This window comes from Microbacterium sp. OR16 (genome assembly GCF_047306725.1).
Classification (GTDB): domain Bacteria; phylum Actinomycetota; class Actinomycetes; order Actinomycetales; family Microbacteriaceae; genus Microbacterium.
In genome coordinates, this window is sequence record NZ_JAZEXK010000001.1 from 899,899 (window position 1) to 916,351 (window position 16,453).

The window sequence follows — 16,453 nt, forward strand, 5'->3', positions numbered from 1 at the left end:
CGCTACGCTCGACGGGTGACCGCCGCGCGTTTCCTCGTCGTCCTCGATGCCGATTCCACCCTCATCCGCGATGAGGTGATCGAGCTGCTCGCCGACGAGGCGGGTCGCCGTGCCGAGGTGCAGGCGGCGACCGAGGCGGCGATGCGAGGCGAGGTCGACTTCGCGACCAGCCTTCGCTCACGCGTGGCCGCGCTGCGCGGGGTGCCGACGGCCGCCTTCGAGCGCGTGCGCGAGCGCATCGAGCCGACTCCGGGCGTGCACGAGCTCACCGCCGCGGTGCATGAGCGCGGCGGGATCGTCGGCGTCGTCTCGGGCGGATTCCACGAGATCCTCGACCACATCGCGCCGCAGCTGGGCGTCGATCGCTGGCGCGCGAACCGGCTGCTGCTCGACGGAGACTCGCTCGCCGGGTCGGTCGACGGCGAGATCGTCGATGCCGACGCGAAAGCGGCATCGCTGCAGACCTGGGCTGCCGACCTGGGTGTGGCACCGCACGCGACCATCGCGATCGGCGACGGCGCGAACGACCTGACGATGATGGCCGTCGCCGGACTGGGCATCGCCTTCAACGCCAAGCCGGCCGTGCGCGCCGCGGCGTCGCTGGTCGTCGGGCCGCAGGATCTCTCCGAGATCATCCCGCTGCTGCCCTGACTCGTGATGCTCCGGGTCGACCGACGCTGGACGATGACGGTGCCTGCGCGTAGCGTCTGCGCATGGACATCATCCTCGTTCCCGGTCTCTGGCTCGACGCCTCTTCGTGGGATCCGGTGGTGCATGCGCTCCGCGTGGCCGGCCATCGACCGCTCGCTCTGACGATGCCGGGTGTCGGCGAGCCCGCTGCGGCCTCGTCCGACATCGGCATGGCGGACTGGATCGACGCGGTCGTGCGGCGGATCGACGAGGCCGAGCAGCCGGTCGTGCTCGTCGGGCACTCCGGCGGCGGCAACGTCGTGTGGGGCGCGGCGGATGCCAGGCCCGAACGCGTGCGACGGGTCGTGTTCGTCGACACGATCCCACCAGCGCCGGGCCGGGAGATCAGCGACTTCCCGCTCGTCGACGGCGTCGTGCCGTTCCCGGGCTGGGACTTCTTCCCAGAAGAGGATGTGTACGACATCGACGACGAGACACGCGCGCGAACGCTCCCCCTCACGCGCACCGTCCCCGCTCGCGTGCCCGGCGATGCCATACAGCTGACCCGCGACAGCCGGCACGGCGTGCCCGTGACGATGCTGATGGGCTCGTACGACCAGGCGAAGGTCGATGCCGAATCCGGCGAATGGGGCGCGTACGGCGAGGAATATCGCGCCATCGCGAACGCCGAGGTCGTCAGGATCGGCTCCGGCCACTGGCCGCAGTTCACCGTGCCGGACCGGCTGTCCGAACTGCTGGTGGCCGCCGTCGACCGCTGACGTCGTCGCCGGACGGAATCGGTGTCAGTGCCCCATCCCGAGGCCGCCGTCGACGGGGATGACGGCACCCGAGATGTAGGCGGCATCATCACCGGCCAGCCACACGACGGCTCCGGCGACCTCGTCCGGGGTGGCGAAGCGGCTGGCGGGAATACTCGCCTTGTACTGCTTCTGCGTCTCCTCGGGCAGCTGAGCGGTCATGTCGGTCTCGATGAAGCCGGGAGCCACCACGTTGGCGGTGATCCCGCGCCCGCCCAGCTCGCGGGTGAGCGAGCGGGCGAAGCCGACCAGGGCGCTCTTCGACGCGGAGTAGTTGACCTGCCCTGCAGAGCCGTACAGGCCGACGACGCTGGAGATGAGGATGACGCGGCCGAAGCGCGCCCGCAGCATGCCCTTCGACGCGCGCTTGACGACGCGGAAGGTGCCGCCGAGATTCGTCGCGACGACGCTGTCGAAGTCGTCCTCGCTCATGCGCATCAGAAGGGTGTCCTTGGTGATCCCGGCGTTGGCGACCACGATCTCCACCGGCCCGAGCTGCTGCTCGACCTCGGTGAACGCCGCGTCGATCGCCGCGGCGTCGGTGACGTCGGCACGGACGGTCAGCGTGCCCTCGGGTCCTTCGCCGCTGCGTGCCGTGACCGCCACGCGGTATCCGTCGCGGACGAAGCGTTCGGCGATGGCGCGGCCGATGCCGCGGTTTCCGCCGGTGACGAGGACGACGCGCTCAGCGCTCATGTGGGGCTCCTGACTGGGGATCGGATCGCACGCCATCCTACCGAGCGCGGCCTCGCGGGACGGCGTCCCGTGGGCCGGGCGCGGCGTAGGCTTGAAGCACCGTGAAAGAGAAGCGCCCCGCCGCCGCCGTCACCTCCCTGCCGCAGTCGCCGCAGGTCGAGGCCGATCACCGCGTGCGCCGTTACGCGCTGACGATGATCATCCGCACGGTGTGCTTCCTGCTCATGGTGGTGGTGCAGCCGCTCGGCTGGTGGACATGGGCGTTCGCCGTCGCCGCGATCTTCCTTCCGTACATCGCCGTGGTCTATGCCAACGCGGGCAGCGACAGCACTCCACGCAGCGTGGAGTCGCCGGTCGCGCAGCTCGAAGCGCCCCGCGGTTCCGCACCGTCCCCGACCGGGGCGGAGCCGGACGTGATCACGATCATCGAGCGCCGCGACGACGGCGGGGCGGACGACCGATGAGAGCTGAGCTGGAATGCGCGCGCGCCGCGTGCCGTCAACCCGCCACGCATCACATCGTCTGGCGCAATCCCCGCATCCACGCCGAGGATCGGCGCAAGATCTGGCTTGCCTGCGATGCGCACGTGGGGTTCCTGAGCGACTACCTCAGGGCACGGGACTTCCCCGTCACGGTGCACGAGGGGGTTCCGGCGTGAGCCGACTGATGCGCTGGGGCGTGTACCTGCTCGTCGCGATCGGCTTCGCGATCGCGTGCGCTTTCCTGTCGCAGTGGCAGTTCGACCGCAACGAGTCGCGCGCCGCGCAGATCGCACTGGTCGAGCGGAACTACGACGCGCAGCCCGTGCCCGTCGCGGACCTGCTCGGCGACGGGCGGGCGCTCGCGCCGGCCGACGAATGGCATCCGGTGCTGCTCGTCGGTGAGTACCTCGCCGACGAGCAGCTGCTCGTGAGGAACCGACCGCACGGCGGCACGAGCGCGTTCGAGGTGCTCGTGCCCTTCCGTGACGAGAGCGGTGTGGTGCTGCTGGTGGATCGCGGCTGGATCTCGCCCGGCGAGGACACTGTGCCCAAGACGGTGCCCGCGCCCCCCGAGGGAGAGAGCACTGTGGTGGTGCGCCTGCGCGCCGGTGAGCGGCTTCCGTCGTCGGGTCGCAGCGCACCGGAAGGACAGGTGCCCACGATCCACCTGCCGACGATCGCCGACCGAGTGGATGCGTCGCTGGTTACGAGCGCCTACGGGCAGCTCGTCTCGGAGGATCCTGCCGCGGCTTCCGCCTTGGGTGGATTCGCCTCCCCCACCGACGATCCGGGCCCGCACCTGTCGTACGCGATCCAGTGGATCCTGTTCGCCGTGATGGGGTTCGCGTTCATCGGCTACGTCATCCGCATCGAGATCGTGAAGGCGAAGGAGGATGCCGGCGAACTGCCGTCCCGCCGGCCTCGCCGCCGCGATCGGGACGCCGCCGACGAGGACGCACTGCTGGACTCCGCGGCGCGCTGAGACCGGTGATCATCAGGGCTCAGGCGAGCTCGATGAGGTCCTGATACTCCTTGCTCCAGATGTCCTCGACGCCGTCGGGCAGGATCAGCACCCGCTCGGGGTTGAGCGATGCGACCGCTCCCGGGTCGTGCGAGACGAGCACGACAGCACCCTCGTAGTGAGCCAGGGCCCCCAGGATCTCCTCGCGGGAGGCGGGGTCGAGGTTGTTCGTCGGCTCGTCGAGAAGCAGCATGTTGGCCGCCGAGACGACGAGCGTCGCCAGCGACAGACGCGTCTTCTCGCCGCCGGAGAGAACGCCGGCGGGCTTGTGCACGTCATCGCCGGTGAAGAGGAACGAACCAAGCACCTTGCGCGCCTCGGTCTCGTTCAGATCAGGAGCGGCGGAGATCATGTTCTCGAGCACCGACCGCTTCACGTCGAGGTTCTCGTGCTCCTGGGCGTAGTAGCCGATCTTCAGTCCGTGGCCGGGCTCGAGCTGACCGGTGTCGGGCTGGTCGACCCCGGCGAGCAGACGCAGCAGCGTCGTCTTGCCCGCGCCGTTGAGCCCGAGCACGACGACCTTCGAGCCCCGGTCGATCGCGAGATCGACGTCGGTGAAGATCTCGAGCGAGCCGTACGACTTAGACAGGCCGGATGCCATCAGCGGGGTCTTCCCGCACGGTGCGGGCTTGGGGAATCGCAGCTTGGCGACTCGATCGACCTGGCGCACCTCGTCGAGGCCGGACAGCAGCTTCTCGGCTCGCGCCACCATCTGGTGCGCGGCGGCCGCCTTCGACGCCTTGGCGCCGAATCGCGCCGCCTGAAGCTGCAGCTGGGTCGCCTTCTTCTCGGCGTTCGCGCGCTCCTTCTTCCGGCGCTCCTCATCGGCCACCCGCTGGCGCAGGTAGTTCTTCCAGTTCATGTTGTAGATGTCGATGACCTGACGGTTCGCGTCGAGGTAGAACACCCGGTTGACCGTCTCGCCGACGAGCTCCACGTCGTGACTGATCACGATGAGCCCGCCCTTGTAGTTCTTCAGGAACTCGCGCAGCCAGACGACGCTGTCGGCGTCGAGGTGGTTGGTCGGCTCGTCGAGGATCATGGTGTCGGCGTCGGAGAACAGGATGCGCGCGAGCTCGATCCGGCGCCGCTGCCCACCCGAGAGGGTGCTCAGCGGCTGGTCGAGGATGCGGTCGGGCAGCGAGAGGTTGTTCGCGATGGATGCCGCCTCGGCCTCGGCCGCGTAACCACCCAGCGCCTCGAAGCGCTCGGTCAGATTGGCGAACTTCCGCATGGCGCGCTCGGCGATCTTGGGGTCGTCGGATGCCATGTCGTGCGAGGCCGTGGCGATGCCCAATTGGATGGTCCCGAGCCCACGCGCATCCAGGATGCGCGTCCTGGCGAGCATCTCGGGGTCGCCGATGCGCGGATCCTGCGGGAGGTAGCCGATCTCACCCGAGCGCGTGACCTTGCCCTCGGAGGCGAGGACGTCACCGGCGAGCACCTTGGTGAGCGTGGTCTTGCCGGCGCCGTTGCGTCCGACGAGGCCGATCTTGTCGCCCGCGGCGACCCGGAACGACACGTCCGACATGAGCACGCGTGCTCCGACGCGGATCTCGAGGTCATGCACGGCGAGCACAGCGGTATCCGTTCGTTGGGGGGAGGCGGCCGAAGGGCCAGCCTCCCAGTATAGTTCGCGGGCGGCTCGGGGCCCTTTCAGGGTGAGCACGACGTCGACGGCGGCGTCGGCGATGTCAGCGGCCGAGCCCCCGAGCCGTGAGCGCATCGCCGACGTCATCCGCGTGCTTCATCGCGAGCACGAGCAGCGGCACGGCTGCTCGCGCTGCGAGCCGCACTCCCCTGGCGCGCTGCGCGTCACGCACCTGCTCGAGAAGGCCCGCGAGCACCGGCACCATCGCGATCGTCAGCGAGACCGCCAGGGCCGGTGTGTCGGGATCGATGCCGAACACACGCAGCGGCCGGAACAGCGTGCGCAGCACGTCGAGCAGATCGCTCGTCTTCGTGGTTCTCGTCAGAGCCTCGGCGAGCAGCAGCAGCGCCACCACGCGTCCGGTGTTCTGCACGGCCGCGGCGACGCTGACGAAGACGACGAGTGCGCCGCCCAGCACGATGATGAGCCAGCGCAGACGCCACCACACGAGGAGCAGATCCGGCACCTTCGCACCGGCGGCGAGCAGCACCAGCGAGGCTGCCCCGAGCAGCACCAGCGTGCAGGTCGTCCCCGGGCGCGCGATCGAGATGGCCAGAGCGCTGGTCGCAAGACCCAGCAGCTTCCACCCGGCAGAGACCCGATGCAGGATGCTGTCGCCGGGCCGGTACAGCGAGATCACGAGCTGACCCGGCGGTAGGTCTCGATCACGCCCCTGGGCTCCCCCTCGGCGACGAGCCGCCCTCCGTCGAAGAGCACTGCTTCGTCACAGCGCGCTGCCAGCTCGAGGTCGTGCGTGACGATCACGACGGGCACCGCGAGGGTCAGAAGCAGATCGGCGATCCGGCGGGCGTTGCGCAGATCGAGCAGCGTCGTCGGCTCATCGGCGACGACGAGCTGCGGCTCTGTGCACAGCACCGCCGCCAGCGCCAACAGCTGTCGCTGGCCGCCGGAGAGCTCGGACACCGGCTGATCGCCGCGACCCGCGAGCCCGTACTCGTCGAGGATCCGCTCGACCCGTGCCGCGCGCATCGCACGCGGCACGGACGCGAGGGAGAGCGCCAGATCCTCGGCGGGCGTCGGCATGAGGATCTGCGCCTCGGGGTTGGTGAACACGAAGCCGACGCGCGAGCGCACGCGCGTCGCCTCGGCGGCAGGGTCGAGCCCCAGAACGCGCACGGCCCCCGACGTGGGCTGACGCAGTCCGTTGATCATGCGGGCGAAGGTCGACTTGCCTGAGCCGTTCGCGCCGATCACCGCTGTGCGCCGGGCGGCCAGTGCCGTCGTGACACCCGTCAGGATCGGAACACCGTCGACCTCGTAGGACACGTCGTCGAACGCGACGTGGGCGCGGGTCACTGCGCCGGCACGGCACCGGTCCGGACCGCGCGGCCGTGCGCGCCCGCGCTGACCGGAAAGGCGCGCGGATAGGCGCGGTGCAGGGCGACGGCGAGCACAGTCGCGAGCGCCGCCTTGAGCAGATCGCCGGGCAGGAAGGCGATGGTCGACAGTGCCGTCACATCCAGCGGCACCCCGGTGACCGCGGCCTGCACCGGAACGCCGAAAAGGTAGACGACGAGGATGCCGCCGATGAGGGCGCCGCCGGCCGCACGCCACCAGGTGAAGCGCCCGCTGTGCGCGATCAGGCCGATCAGCATCGCCCCCGCCACCCAGCCCAGCATGTACCCGGCGGTCGGTCCTACGAAGGCGCCCAGGCCTCCGCGGCCCCCGGCGAGCACCGGCAGTCCGATCGCCGCGAGCGCCAGCACGAGCAGGATCGAGAGCGGGGCGCGTCGCGCGCCCAGCACGAGTCCGGCGAGCATGACACCCAGCGTCTGGCCTGTGATCGGAACTCCGCTCGGCAGCGGCACCATGACCGTGCCGAGCACGATCACCAGAGCGGCGAAGACGGCGATACGCGCGAGATCAGCGCTGAGTGGACGGCGGTCAGGAGTCATCGATCCTCCGATGGTCGTGGATTATGTGCACGAAACAGCATTCGTGTTGTCGATTCCCACAGTATTGAGCACATCGCTGTCGGCCCTGGACGACACCTACAGTGTGCGGGCGCGGATCTTGTCGGACAGACGACCGTCAGCGCACCGGATCGCCCATTCGCAGACCGGGCAGCAGAGCGGCCACGGTGCAGGCAGCAGCGAACGCGTACACGCTCGCGAAGCCGCTGCCGAACAGCGGAAGGGCGACGAAGCCAAGACCGGCGACGGCCACCGCGAGGGCGGATCCGGTGGCATCCGAGATCGACAGCGCCGACGAATTGAACCCCTCGTCGCGAGTCGTCGAGTGGGCCAGGGTGAGCACCGTCAGCCGGGGATAGAGCAGGCCCATCCCCGCCCCCGCGAGGCCCCACCCGACCACGACGATCCAGGGCGCAGGCCAGACGAGCACGACGGACAGGATGCCGACGAGTGCCGAGATGAGGAGGGTGAACGTGATGAGCATGATGCGCCGGCTGCCGAGCCGGTCTCCCCACCGGCCCTGCACCGCGGATGCGCCTGACCAGCCGAGAGCCGCCAGTGTCAGTGCCAGGCCGGCGATGGACGGCGAGAAGTCATGCTCATCCATCAGCAGCTTCGGGATGTACGCCTCGGCCGCGAAGAACGCCCCAGCGATGAGTCCGCGGGTCAGCACGACGCTCGGCAGGCCCGGTGCCGCACGCAGAGTGCGCCCTGGCAGCAGCGGCAGCAGGGCGATGCCGATCACGATGATGCCGACCAGGGCCAGTGGCCCTCCGATCGGGAACGGCAGCTCCACGGTGAACCCGACCCCCACCGCGCACACCGCCACGACGACGGCCAGCAGCATGCGCGCTGCGAACGAACCCGGCGCGGGTGCCGCGTTCGCGGTCTCGGCCACACGGGCATCCGGCACCGCGTCAGGGTCGCCCGTCTCCACCGCGTCGGCCTCCAGCGATACGTCGCGCAGGCGCCGCGCGACGAGCACGAATGCCGCTGCGGTGAGCACCGCGACCCCGAGGAAGGTCCAGCGCCAGTGCAGCAGCTCGGTGACGAGCCCAGCCAGGAACGGCCCGATCATCGATGGGACGACCCAGGCTGCGGCATAGGCGGCGAAGATCCGCCCATGCAGGTGCGGTGGATACACCCGCGCGACCACGACGTACAGCGCGACCGTCTGACCGCCCGCGCCGAGCCCCTGGATGAGACGGCCGACGAGGAAGGTGTGCATGTCGGGGGCGATGCCGGAGACGATCAGCCCGGCCAGGAACAGCGCGACCGCCGTGTATAGCGCGCCGCGTGGCCCCGCGCGGTCACTCCAGGTTCCGGCGGCCACCATGCCGATGACGCTCGTGGCGAGCGTGCCCGAGAACGCGACCGCGTAGAGCGCCTCGCCGTGCAGGTCGACGCTCACCACCGGCATCACCGTGGTGACGGCGAGTGCCTCGATCGCGGCGAGGAAGATGAGCACGACCGAGCCGATCGTGATCCCGAGGCGGGTGGCATCCCAGATCGTCGCGGCCGGAGCTCTCTCGGTCACGCCTCCGCCTCTGAGGTGGGATGCCCCGTCAGCGAGCCGACGCGGAGCGCGCCCATCCGCGCGACGGCCTCGGTGATGATCTCCGGGCTCGTGCCGAAGTTGAGCCGGACGTGCCCTGCCCCCTCCGCACCGAACGCCGGTCCGAAGTGCAGCGCGACCTCCGCCTCGCGCAGGATGCGTCGAGCGGGGTTCGGCCCCCACCCCAGGTCGGTGAGGTCGATCCAGGCGAGGTAGCCGGCATCCGGCATCCGGTAGCGCGCGCCGGGCAGCTGCTCGGCCAGCAGCGCGCCGAGCAGACGTCGGTTCTCGTCGAGCGTGCGCAGCAGCGCGTCAAGCCAGGCGTCGCTCTCGGGGGCGAATGCGGCGACGGCCGCTATCAGACCGAACTGACCGGTGCGCCACTCGACCTCGACCGGCATCTCCCGGAGCACGCGTCGGGTCCTGTCACTCGCGGCGACCATCAGCGCGCACTTCAATCCGGCCAGATTGAACGCCTTGCTGGCACTGACCACGGCGTACCCTACTTCCCTCGCCGCGTCTCCTGCGGCGAGGAACGGCATGTATCCGGCATCAGGCTGTGCGAGTGGCGCATGGATCTCGTCCGACACCACCGTCGCGCCGTGCGCGGCCGCGATCTCGGCGAGGGCGCGCAGGGTCGTGGCGGAGTGCACCGTCCCGGTCGGGTTGTGCGGGTTGCACAGCAGCACCGCCTTCGCCCCGGCTGCCAGCGCCCCTTCGATCGCGTCGAGATCGATCTGCCATGCCTCGCCGGTGTCGCGCAGAGGCACGCGCTCGACGACGCCACCGGCCTCTTCGACGAGCTCGAAGAACGGCGGGTACACCGGCGGGTTGACGATCACCCTCTCGCCGGGAGCGATGGTCCGACGGAGGATCTCGACGATGCCCATGCTCACGTCGGCGGTGCTGCGCATGCCTGCCGGATCGGGTGCCCAGCCGAAGCGTCGCTCGGCGAACGCCGAGTAGGCCGTCGCGAGCGGCGTCCTGGAGGCGATGTAGCCGGTGTCCCCCACCCGCACGGCGCGTTCGAGCGCCTTGGTGATCTCGGGGGCGAGCGCGAAGTCGGTCTCGGCGACGAAGAGCGGGAGCACCCCTTCCGGGTACTCCCGCCACTTCTCGCTCGTGCGCTGCCGCAGCTCCGCCAGGGGAAGAGCGACGACGTCCGCCGTCATGTCAGATCGCGAACCCGAGGGCACGCATCATGTCGCGGCCGTCGTCGGTGATCCGCTCCGGACCCCACGGCGGCATCCAGACCCAGTTGATCCGGAACTGGTCGACCACCGAGTCCAGCGCCTGGGCGGTCTGCTCCTCGAGAACGTCGGTCAGCGGGCATCCGGCGCTGGTCAGCGTCATGTGGATGACCAGCGCGTCGTTCTCGTCGTCCCAGGACAGATCGTAGATCAAGCCGAGGTCGACGACGTTGATCCCGAGCTCCGGGTCCATGACGTCCTTCAGAGCCTCGGTGACCTCGTCGAACTTCTCGGGAGTGAGCGTCGCGGTCATGCTCTCAGCCTACGCTTCGATGGGCTCGGCGGGGTCGAGGAAGCGGTCGTAGCCCTCTTCCTCGAGACGGTCGGCGAGCTCGGAGCCGCCCTCTTCGACGATCCGGCCCTTGACGATGACGTGCACGAAGTCCGGCCGGATGTAGCGCAGGATGCGCGTGTAGTGCGTGATCAGCAGCACACCGAGGTTGGTCGCCTCCTTGGCGCGATTGACGCCCTCCGAGACGATCTTCAGCGCGTCGACGTCCAGACCGGAGTCGGTCTCGTCCAGCACGGCGAACTTCGGCTTGAGCACCTCGAGCTGCATGATCTCGTGACGCTTCTTCTCGCCGCCCGAGAAGCCCTCGTTGACGTTGCGCTGCGCGAACTTGGGGTCCATGCGCAGGTTGCCCATGGCCTCCTTGACGTCTTTCGTCCACTGGCGGATCGAAGGCGCCTCGCCATCGATCGCGGTCTTGGCGGTGCGCAGGAAGTTCGTCACGGTGACACCGGGGATCTCGACCGGGTACTGCATCGCGAGGAACAGTCCGGCGCGGGCGCGCTCGTCGACGCTCATCTCGAGCACATCCTCCCCGTCGAACGTGATGGTGCCCTGGGTGACGGTGTACTTGGGGTGACCGGCGATCGTGTAGGCGAGGGTCGACTTGCCCGAGCCGTTGGGGCCCATGATGGCGTGCGTCTCACCGGTCTTGATGGTGAGGTCGATCCCGTTGAGGATCGGCGTCTCGCCCTGGTCGGTCTCGACCGTTACGTGCAGGTCGCGGATCTCGAGAACAGACATTCAGACTTCCTTAGTGACAGAGGGGTCGATGAGCACGTCGTCGCCGTCGATCTCTACGACGAAGACGGGGACGGGCTCGTAAGCGGGGAGGTTGAGGGGGCGGCCGGTCTCGAGCGAGAACGCCGAGCCGTGGGCCCAGCACTCCAGCGTCTTGCCTTCCACGAACCCCTCGGACAGCGAGATGTCGCCGTGCGTGCAGCGGTCGCCGATCGCGTGGATCTGGTCGTCGCCGTCCTTCACGATCGAGATCGCGATGCCGTCGAGCTCGACGCGCAGGGGCGTGTCCTGCTCGAGCTCGCTGACGCTGCAGGCGCGCTGTGCGCTCACTTGCTCACCGCCTCGAGCTCGGCCTCGAGGGCTGCGGTCAGCTCGTCCTGCAGCGACGGGATGCCGATGCGCTGCACGACCTCGGTGAGGAAGCCGAACACGACGAGGCGACGGGCCTCCTCCTCCGAGATGCCGCGCGCCTGCAGGTAGAACAGCTGCTCGTCGTCGAAGCGACCCGTGGCGCTGGCGTGGCCGGCGCCGGCGATGTCGCCGGTCTGGATCTCGAGGTTCGGGATCGAGTCGGCGCGGGCGCCCTCGGTGAGCACCAGGTTGCGGTTCGCCTCGTAGGAGTCGGTGCCGGTCGCGTCGGGTCCGATCAGCACATCGCCGATCCACACACTGTGCGCGCTCTCGCCGTGCAGGGCCCCCTTGTAGAGCACATCGCCGGTCGTGTGCGCACCCTTGTGATGCAGGTACACCTGGCTCTCGAGATGCTGCCCCGAGTCGGCGAACGACAGACCGTACAGGTATCCATGCGATCCGGTGCCGGCCAGCTCGACGTTGGGGTTCACCCGAACGACGCCGCCGCCGAGGCTGACGACGATGTGCGTGAGCTCTGCGTCGCGGTCGACGCGCGCCTGGTGGGCGGCCGCGTGCACCGCGTCGTCCTCCCAGCGCTGCACGGTGACCAGCTTCAGCTTCGCGCCGTCGCGCACGACGATCTCGACGTTCTGCGCGTACTCGGCTGTGCCGCGGTGCTGCAGCACCACGGTCGCGGCGCTGTGGCGCCCGGCCTCGACCACGATGTGCGAGTCGGCACGGCCGCCGCGGCCGTCGATCGTGACGATGATCGGCTCGGCCACCTCTTCGTCGGCGGGGATGCTGAGGTGCAGGGCCTCAGTCGCACCCTGCCACGCCACGGCCGAGACGACGTCCTCCGGCACGAAGAACTCGCCGCGCGGGGACGCTCCGTGCGCGAGCGGGGCGCTCACGTACTGCTCGTGGCTGAAGGTGTACGTGACGGCGTCGCTCGCGCCTGCCGCATCGAACAGCGTCTTCAGCTGCGCGACGGGCGTGTGCTTCCAGTTGACCTCGCGCCCGGTGGGCACGCCGAAGTCCGCGGGGTCGAACGACCGGGGCCGCTCGGAGCGGGTCTGCACCGGCACGAAGCCTGCGTTCGCGACCTGGGCGGCCGGGTCGATGTGCGCGTTCGTCTGCGGCGCCAGCTCGGGCGCCTGGGTGGGGGCCGTCATCAGCCGACCGATCCTTCCATGCCCATCTCGATGAGCTTGTTCAGTTCCATCGCGTACTCCATGGGCAGCTCTCGTGCGATGGGCTCGATGAACCCGCGCACGATCATCGCCATGGCCTCGGTCTCCTCGATGCCGCGCGACTGCAGGTAGAACAGCTGCTCCTCGCTGACCTTCGAGACCGTGGCCTCGTGCCCGAGCTGCACGTCGTCGACGCGGATGTCGATCGCCGGGTAGGTGTCGGAGCGCGACTGCGTGTCGACGAGCAGGGCGTCGCAGACCACCGAGTTGGCGGAGTGGTGTGCGGCGGCGTCGACGCGGACCTCACCGCGGTAGCCGGCGCGTCCGCCGCCGCGAGCGATCGACTTCGAGACGATCGACGACTGCGTGTACGGCGCCATGTGCACCATCTTCGCGCCGGCGTCCTGGTGCTGGCCGGGACCGGCGAAGGCGACCGAGAGGGTCTCGCCCTTGGCATGCTCGCCCATCAGGTAGATCGACGGGTACTTCATCGTCACCTTGGAGCCGATGTTGCCGTCGACCCATTCCATGGTGGCGCCCTCGTGGGCGACCGCGCGCTTGGTGACGAGGTTGTACACGTTGCTCGACCAGTTCTGGATCGTCGTGTAACGCACGCGGGCGTTCTTCTTCACGATGATCTCGACGACCGCCGAGTGCAGCGAGTCCGACTTGTAGATCGGAGCGGTGCAGCCCTCGATGTAGTGGACGTAGCTGTCTTCGTCGGCGATGATCAGGGTGCGCTCGAACTGACCCATGTTCTCGGTGTTGATGCGGAAGTACGCCTGCAGCGGGATCTCGACGTGCACGCCCTTGGGCACGTACACGAACGAACCGCCCGACCACACGGCCGTGTTCAGCGCGGCGAACTTGTTGTCGCCGGTGGGGATGACGGTGCCGAAGTACTCCTCGAAGAACTCGGGGTGCTCGCGCAGCGCCGTGTCGGTGTCCATGAAGATGACGCCCTGCGCCTCCAGATCCTCGCGGATCTGGTGGTACACGACCTCGGACTCGTACTGCGCGGCGACGCCGGCCACGAGCCGCTGGCGCTCCGCCTCGGGGATGCCGAGCCGCTCGTAGGTGTTCTTGATGTCGTCGGGAAGGTCTTCCCAGCTCTGCGCCTGCTTCTCGGTGGAGCGGACGAAGTACTTGATGTTGTCGAAGTCGATCTCGCTGAGATCCGCTCCCCAGGTGGGCATCGGCTTGCGGTCGAACAGCGACAGCCCCTTGAGGCGGGTCTTGAGCATCCACTCCGGTTCGCTCTTGAGAGCCGAGATGTCGCGCACGACATCCTCGGAGAGGCCGCGGCGCGCGCTGGCTCCGGCTGCGTCAGCGTCGTGCCAGCCGAACTCGTACACCCCCAGCCCATCGAGTTCCGGGCGGTCGATCAGCACATCCGACATGACACACTCTCCTCAATCCGGCCCAGACGGTGTCATCCGCCCCGGCACACCGGTTCCCCGTCGAGTCTTCGGGGAAAGGATGCCGCTCATAGGCCCTCATCTTCGGCGCAGGACTCGCGCCTAAACTGTCGGTGAGGGAATCCGCGCTGGAAGCGCCCCTCATCACAATCCCGATTCTACAGGTTCCGCCTCGCGAGCGGGCCGCGCCCGCCTGTCGATTCCGCGAACCGGAGGCACCATGAACCACAACGCCGCTCCGGACACCCTCCCGCGCAGGCGCGCCCGCAGCGATTCCTTCGGGTGGCTGCCGACGACGATCGGCCGACGACTGCGGGTGTTCGCCTGGCTGTCGTTCCTCGCCGAGGTGATCATCATCGGCACCGGCGGGGCGGTGCGTCTGACCGGCTCCGGGCTCGGGTGCTCGGAGTGGCCGCTGTGCACCCCTGAGTCGCTCGTGCCGATCCTCGAGGTGCAGGGCCTGCACGGCGCGATCGAGTTCGGCAACCGCGTCATGACCGGCGTCGTCGGCCTGCTCGCGCTCGCCGTGCTGATGCTCACCCTGCACGTCCTCAGCGGCCGCCGCCTGGTGGTGCGCGCGCTCTGGTTCGCTCTCGGCGGCATCGTGCTCGGCGTCCTGGTCTACATCGGCACCGTTCTGGTGGGCCTGCCCGGAGCAGACGAGCGGACGACGGCGGTGATCGCGGCGGCGTTCATGTCGGCGGCGCTGCTGCTGGCGGTGCTCGTCGGCGCCAGCGATTCGCTTCGCCAGCCGATGCCGCGCAAAGACCTCGCGGTGCTCGCCTGGGTCGTGCTCATCGGTGTCATGGCCCAGGCCGTGGTCGGCGGGTTCGCGGTGATCAGCAGTCTGAACGCCTTCATCGTCGGCTTCCACTACACGGTCTCGCTCGCCCTCGTCTGCGTGACGGCGCTCTTCCTCGTCCGACTCGGCACCCCCGACGCTCCGCGCGTGGCGGCGGTGCCGACGTGGTTCTCGGTGCTGACCCACGTCACCGGCCTCGCTCTGGCCACCACGATCGTCGTCGGCGTGCTGACGACCGGATCGGGGCCGCACTCGGGCGACGAAGCGATCAAGCGGCAGGGCTTCGACGCGACCGTGCTCGCCCACGTGCATTCGTGGCCCGGCTACATCCTCGCCGCGCTCGTGCTCACGCTGCTCATCGCGAGCTGGACGATGCGCCTGCGTCCGCGCACCTGGCTGCTCGCGCTGACCGCGGCGATCGCCGTGCAGGTGGGTGTCGGCGTGCTGCAGGCCCGCACGGGGCTGCCGCCGATCCTCGTCGGCGCGCACATGGTTCTCGCCGCGCTGTCGGCCGCCATCTACATGGTGGTGGTCACCAAGCTGAAGAGACCCGTCGACTGATCGCGCAACGCCAGAGGCCCCCACCGGATCTATTCCGGTGGGGGCCTCTGGCTGCGCGGTCGACCGGCGGTCAGAACGGCAGCAGCGGGTCGACCGCGACCGCGAGGAAGATCAGCGTGAGGTAGGTGATCGACGCGTGGAACACCCGCATCGGGCGCGCCTCACCGCCGTGCACGGCGCGGTTGTAGAGGCGGTGCGACTCGTAGATGAACCAGCCGCCGAAGACGAGCGCGGAGACGGTGTAGACGAGCCCCATGTGCGCGACGGGCACGAGCAGCAGGGAGCAGGCCACCGTCGCCCACGCGTAAAGGATGACCTGCAGGCCGACCTGCGACGCTGAGCGCGTGACGCCGAGCATCGGCACGTCGACGTCGTCGTAGTCGTCCTTGTACTTCATCGACAGCGGCCAGTAGTGCGGCGGCGTCCACAGGAAGACGAGCGTGAACAGCACGAACGGCGGCCAGTCCAGCGAGCCGGTGACAGCGCTCCACCCGATGAGCACCGGGAAGCATCCTGCGATGCCGCCCCAGACGATGTTCTGTTCGGTGCGACGCTTCAGGATCATCGTGTAGATCACGACGTAGAAGAAGATGGCGACGACGGAGAGCGTCGCGGTCAGCCAGTTGGTCGTCAGCAGCAGCCAGACGGTGGATGCCACGGCGAGCACCCACGAGAACACCAGGGCGCCGCGCGGCGAGACCTCGCCCGTGACCAGAGGTCGGTTCTCGGTGCGCTTCATGTGCACGTCGATGTCGCGATCGAGGTACATGTTGAACGATGCCGCCGACGATGCGCTCATCGCTCCGCCGATGACCGTCGCGACGACGAGCCAGATGTCGGGCATCCCCCGCTCGGCGAGGAACATCACCGGAACGGTGGAGACGAGCAGAAGCTCGAGCACACGAGGCTTGGTGAGGGCGATGTATCCGCGGATCCTCTGGCCGACCGAGTGATGAGTCGCGGCGGCCTGCGATGTCGTCGAGATCGCGATCCCCTCCTTATACATGGCGAACGTCCTTCCATCCTACGCCACCCGGCGTGTCGTGCCCGGCCGGCGCACGGAC

18 protein-coding genes are annotated in these 16,453 nt (G+C 69.1%); 5 read left to right on the forward strand and 13 right to left on the reverse strand.

What is annotated here, in order from left to right; all coding sequences use genetic code 11:
* The first annotated feature begins 15 nt into the window (after positions 1-15).
* Both serB and V2S05_RS04375 read left to right on the forward strand, forming a co-directional pair.
* Positions 16-651 carry a phosphoserine phosphatase SerB gene (gene serB / locus V2S05_RS04370; RefSeq protein WP_413634079.1) on the forward strand — a complete coding sequence of 212 codons (636 nt, stop codon included), beginning with the start codon at positions 16-18 and terminating at the stop codon, positions 649-651.
* A gap of 62 nt (positions 652-713) precedes the next feature.
* Positions 714-1,409 carry an alpha/beta fold hydrolase gene (locus V2S05_RS04375; protein WP_413634081.1) on the forward strand — a complete coding sequence of 232 codons (696 nt, stop codon included), beginning with the start codon at positions 714-716 and terminating at the stop codon, positions 1,407-1,409.
* A 24-nt stretch (positions 1,410-1,433) separates the two neighbouring features.
* Here the strand turns inward: V2S05_RS04375 and V2S05_RS04380 are convergent, their stop codons facing one another.
* Positions 1,434-2,144, reverse strand: coding sequence for a beta-ketoacyl-ACP reductase (locus tag V2S05_RS04380; RefSeq protein ID WP_413634082.1), 711 nt, complete (start codon positions 2,142-2,144; stop codon positions 1,434-1,436).
* Between the two features lie 101 nt (positions 2,145-2,245).
* On the opposite strand from V2S05_RS04380, the gene V2S05_RS04385 reads away from it, so the two are divergent.
* Positions 2,246-2,608, forward strand: coding sequence for a DUF3099 domain-containing protein (locus V2S05_RS04385; RefSeq protein WP_413634084.1), 363 nt, complete (start codon positions 2,246-2,248; stop codon positions 2,606-2,608).
* A gap of 202 nt (positions 2,609-2,810) precedes the next feature.
* The gene (locus V2S05_RS04390; RefSeq protein WP_413635238.1) at positions 2,811-3,608 is read left to right on the forward strand and encodes an SURF1 family protein; all 798 of its coding nucleotides are present in this window, start codon (positions 2,811-2,813) and stop codon (positions 3,606-3,608) included.
* Positions 3,609-3,627: 19 nt separating this feature from the next.
* Here the strand turns inward: V2S05_RS04390 and V2S05_RS04395 are convergent, their stop codons facing one another.
* From V2S05_RS04395 to sufB, 11 genes are all read right to left on the reverse strand, one after another.
* On the reverse strand, positions 3,628-5,226 hold the full coding sequence (locus V2S05_RS04395) for an ABC-F family ATP-binding cassette domain-containing protein (protein ID WP_271637477.1): 1,599 nt from the start codon (positions 5,224-5,226) through the stop codon (positions 3,628-3,630).
* A gap of 115 nt (positions 5,227-5,341) precedes the next feature.
* The gene (locus V2S05_RS04400; protein ID WP_413634085.1) at positions 5,342-5,938 is read right to left on the reverse strand and encodes an energy-coupling factor transporter transmembrane component T family protein; all 597 of its coding nucleotides are present in this window, start codon (positions 5,936-5,938) and stop codon (positions 5,342-5,344) included.
* Complete coding sequence (locus V2S05_RS04405) at positions 5,935-6,615, reverse strand: energy-coupling factor ABC transporter ATP-binding protein (protein ID WP_413634086.1); 681 nt, start codon at positions 6,613-6,615, stop codon at positions 5,935-5,937. The genes V2S05_RS04400 and V2S05_RS04405 overlap by 4 nt, the downstream gene beginning before the upstream one ends.
* Positions 6,612-7,214: a biotin transporter BioY gene (locus tag V2S05_RS04410; RefSeq protein WP_271637474.1), complete on the reverse strand. Its 603-nt coding sequence runs from the start codon at positions 7,212-7,214 to the stop codon at positions 6,612-6,614. The genes V2S05_RS04405 and V2S05_RS04410 overlap by 4 nt, the downstream gene beginning before the upstream one ends.
* A 136-nt stretch (positions 7,215-7,350) precedes the next feature.
* A complete protein-coding gene (locus V2S05_RS04415; protein ID WP_413634088.1) occupies positions 7,351-8,769 on the reverse strand; it encodes an MFS transporter in 1,419 nt (472 codons plus the stop codon).
* On the reverse strand, positions 8,766-9,959 hold the full coding sequence (locus V2S05_RS04420; RefSeq protein WP_413634089.1) for a MalY/PatB family protein: 1,194 nt from the start codon (positions 9,957-9,959) through the stop codon (positions 8,766-8,768). Before V2S05_RS04420 ends, V2S05_RS04415 begins: the two co-directional genes overlap by 4 nt.
* Before the next feature lies 1 nt (position 9,960).
* Positions 9,961-10,290, reverse strand: coding sequence for a metal-sulfur cluster assembly factor (locus V2S05_RS04425; protein WP_271637471.1), 330 nt, complete (start codon positions 10,288-10,290; stop codon positions 9,961-9,963).
* Between the two features lie 9 nt (positions 10,291-10,299).
* Entirely contained in the window at positions 10,300-11,070 is a 771-nt protein-coding gene (gene sufC / locus V2S05_RS04430) for a Fe-S cluster assembly ATPase SufC (protein ID WP_413634090.1), read from the reverse strand.
* On the reverse strand, positions 11,071-11,397 hold the full coding sequence (locus V2S05_RS04435; protein WP_271637469.1) for a non-heme iron oxygenase ferredoxin subunit: 327 nt from the start codon (positions 11,395-11,397) through the stop codon (positions 11,071-11,073). It abuts the gene before it with no gap.
* On the reverse strand, positions 11,394-12,590 hold the full coding sequence (sufD, locus tag V2S05_RS04440; RefSeq protein WP_413634091.1) for a Fe-S cluster assembly protein SufD: 1,197 nt from the start codon (positions 12,588-12,590) through the stop codon (positions 11,394-11,396). Before sufD ends, V2S05_RS04435 begins: the two co-directional genes overlap by 4 nt.
* On the reverse strand, positions 12,590-14,008 hold the full coding sequence (gene sufB, locus V2S05_RS04445; RefSeq protein ID WP_271637467.1) for a Fe-S cluster assembly protein SufB: 1,419 nt from the start codon (positions 14,006-14,008) through the stop codon (positions 12,590-12,592). Before sufB ends, sufD begins: the two co-directional genes overlap by 1 nt.
* 238 nt (positions 14,009-14,246) lie before the next feature.
* On the opposite strand from sufB, the gene V2S05_RS04450 reads away from it, so the two are divergent.
* On the forward strand, positions 14,247-15,389 hold the full coding sequence (locus tag V2S05_RS04450; protein ID WP_413634093.1) for a COX15/CtaA family protein: 1,143 nt from the start codon (positions 14,247-14,249) through the stop codon (positions 15,387-15,389).
* 70 nt (positions 15,390-15,459) lie between these two features.
* On the opposite strand, the gene V2S05_RS04455 is transcribed toward V2S05_RS04450, so the two are convergent.
* A complete protein-coding gene (locus tag V2S05_RS04455; RefSeq protein ID WP_413634094.1) occupies positions 15,460-16,395 on the reverse strand; it encodes a heme o synthase in 936 nt (311 codons plus the stop codon).
* Positions 16,396-16,453: the final 58 nt, after the last annotated feature.

Coding starts and splice junctions, on each gene's coding strand:
- V2S05_RS04375 (WP_413634081.1), top strand. CDS start 714: ATGGACATCATCCTCGTTCCCGGTCTCTGGCTCGACGCCTCTTCGTGG.
- V2S05_RS04390 (WP_413635238.1), top strand. CDS start 2,811: ATGCGCTGGGGCGTGTACCTGCTCGTCGCGATCGGCTTCGCGATCGCG.
- V2S05_RS04420 (WP_413634089.1), bottom strand. CDS start 9,959: ATGACGGCGGACGTCGTCGCTCTTCCCCTGGCGGAGCTGCGGCAGCGC.
- V2S05_RS04450 (WP_413634093.1), top strand. CDS start 14,247: ATGAACCACAACGCCGCTCCGGACACCCTCCCGCGCAGGCGCGCCCGC.
- sufC (WP_413634090.1), bottom strand. CDS start 11,070: ATGTCTGTTCTCGAGATCCGCGACCTGCACGTAACGGTCGAGACCGAC.
- sufD (WP_413634091.1), bottom strand. CDS start 12,590: ATGACGGCCCCCACCCAGGCGCCCGAGCTGGCGCCGCAGACGAACGCG.
- V2S05_RS04425 (WP_271637471.1), bottom strand. CDS start 10,290: ATGACCGCGACGCTCACTCCCGAGAAGTTCGACGAGGTCACCGAGGCT.
- V2S05_RS04410 (WP_271637474.1), bottom strand. CDS start 7,214: ATGACTCCTGACCGCCGTCCACTCAGCGCTGATCTCGCGCGTATCGCC.
- sufB (WP_271637467.1), bottom strand. CDS start 14,008: ATGTCGGATGTGCTGATCGACCGCCCGGAACTCGATGGGCTGGGGGTG.
- V2S05_RS04380 (WP_413634082.1), bottom strand. CDS start 2,144: ATGAGCGCTGAGCGCGTCGTCCTCGTCACCGGCGGAAACCGCGGCATC.
- V2S05_RS04455 (WP_413634094.1), bottom strand. CDS start 16,395: ATGTATAAGGAGGGGATCGCGATCTCGACGACATCGCAGGCCGCCGCG.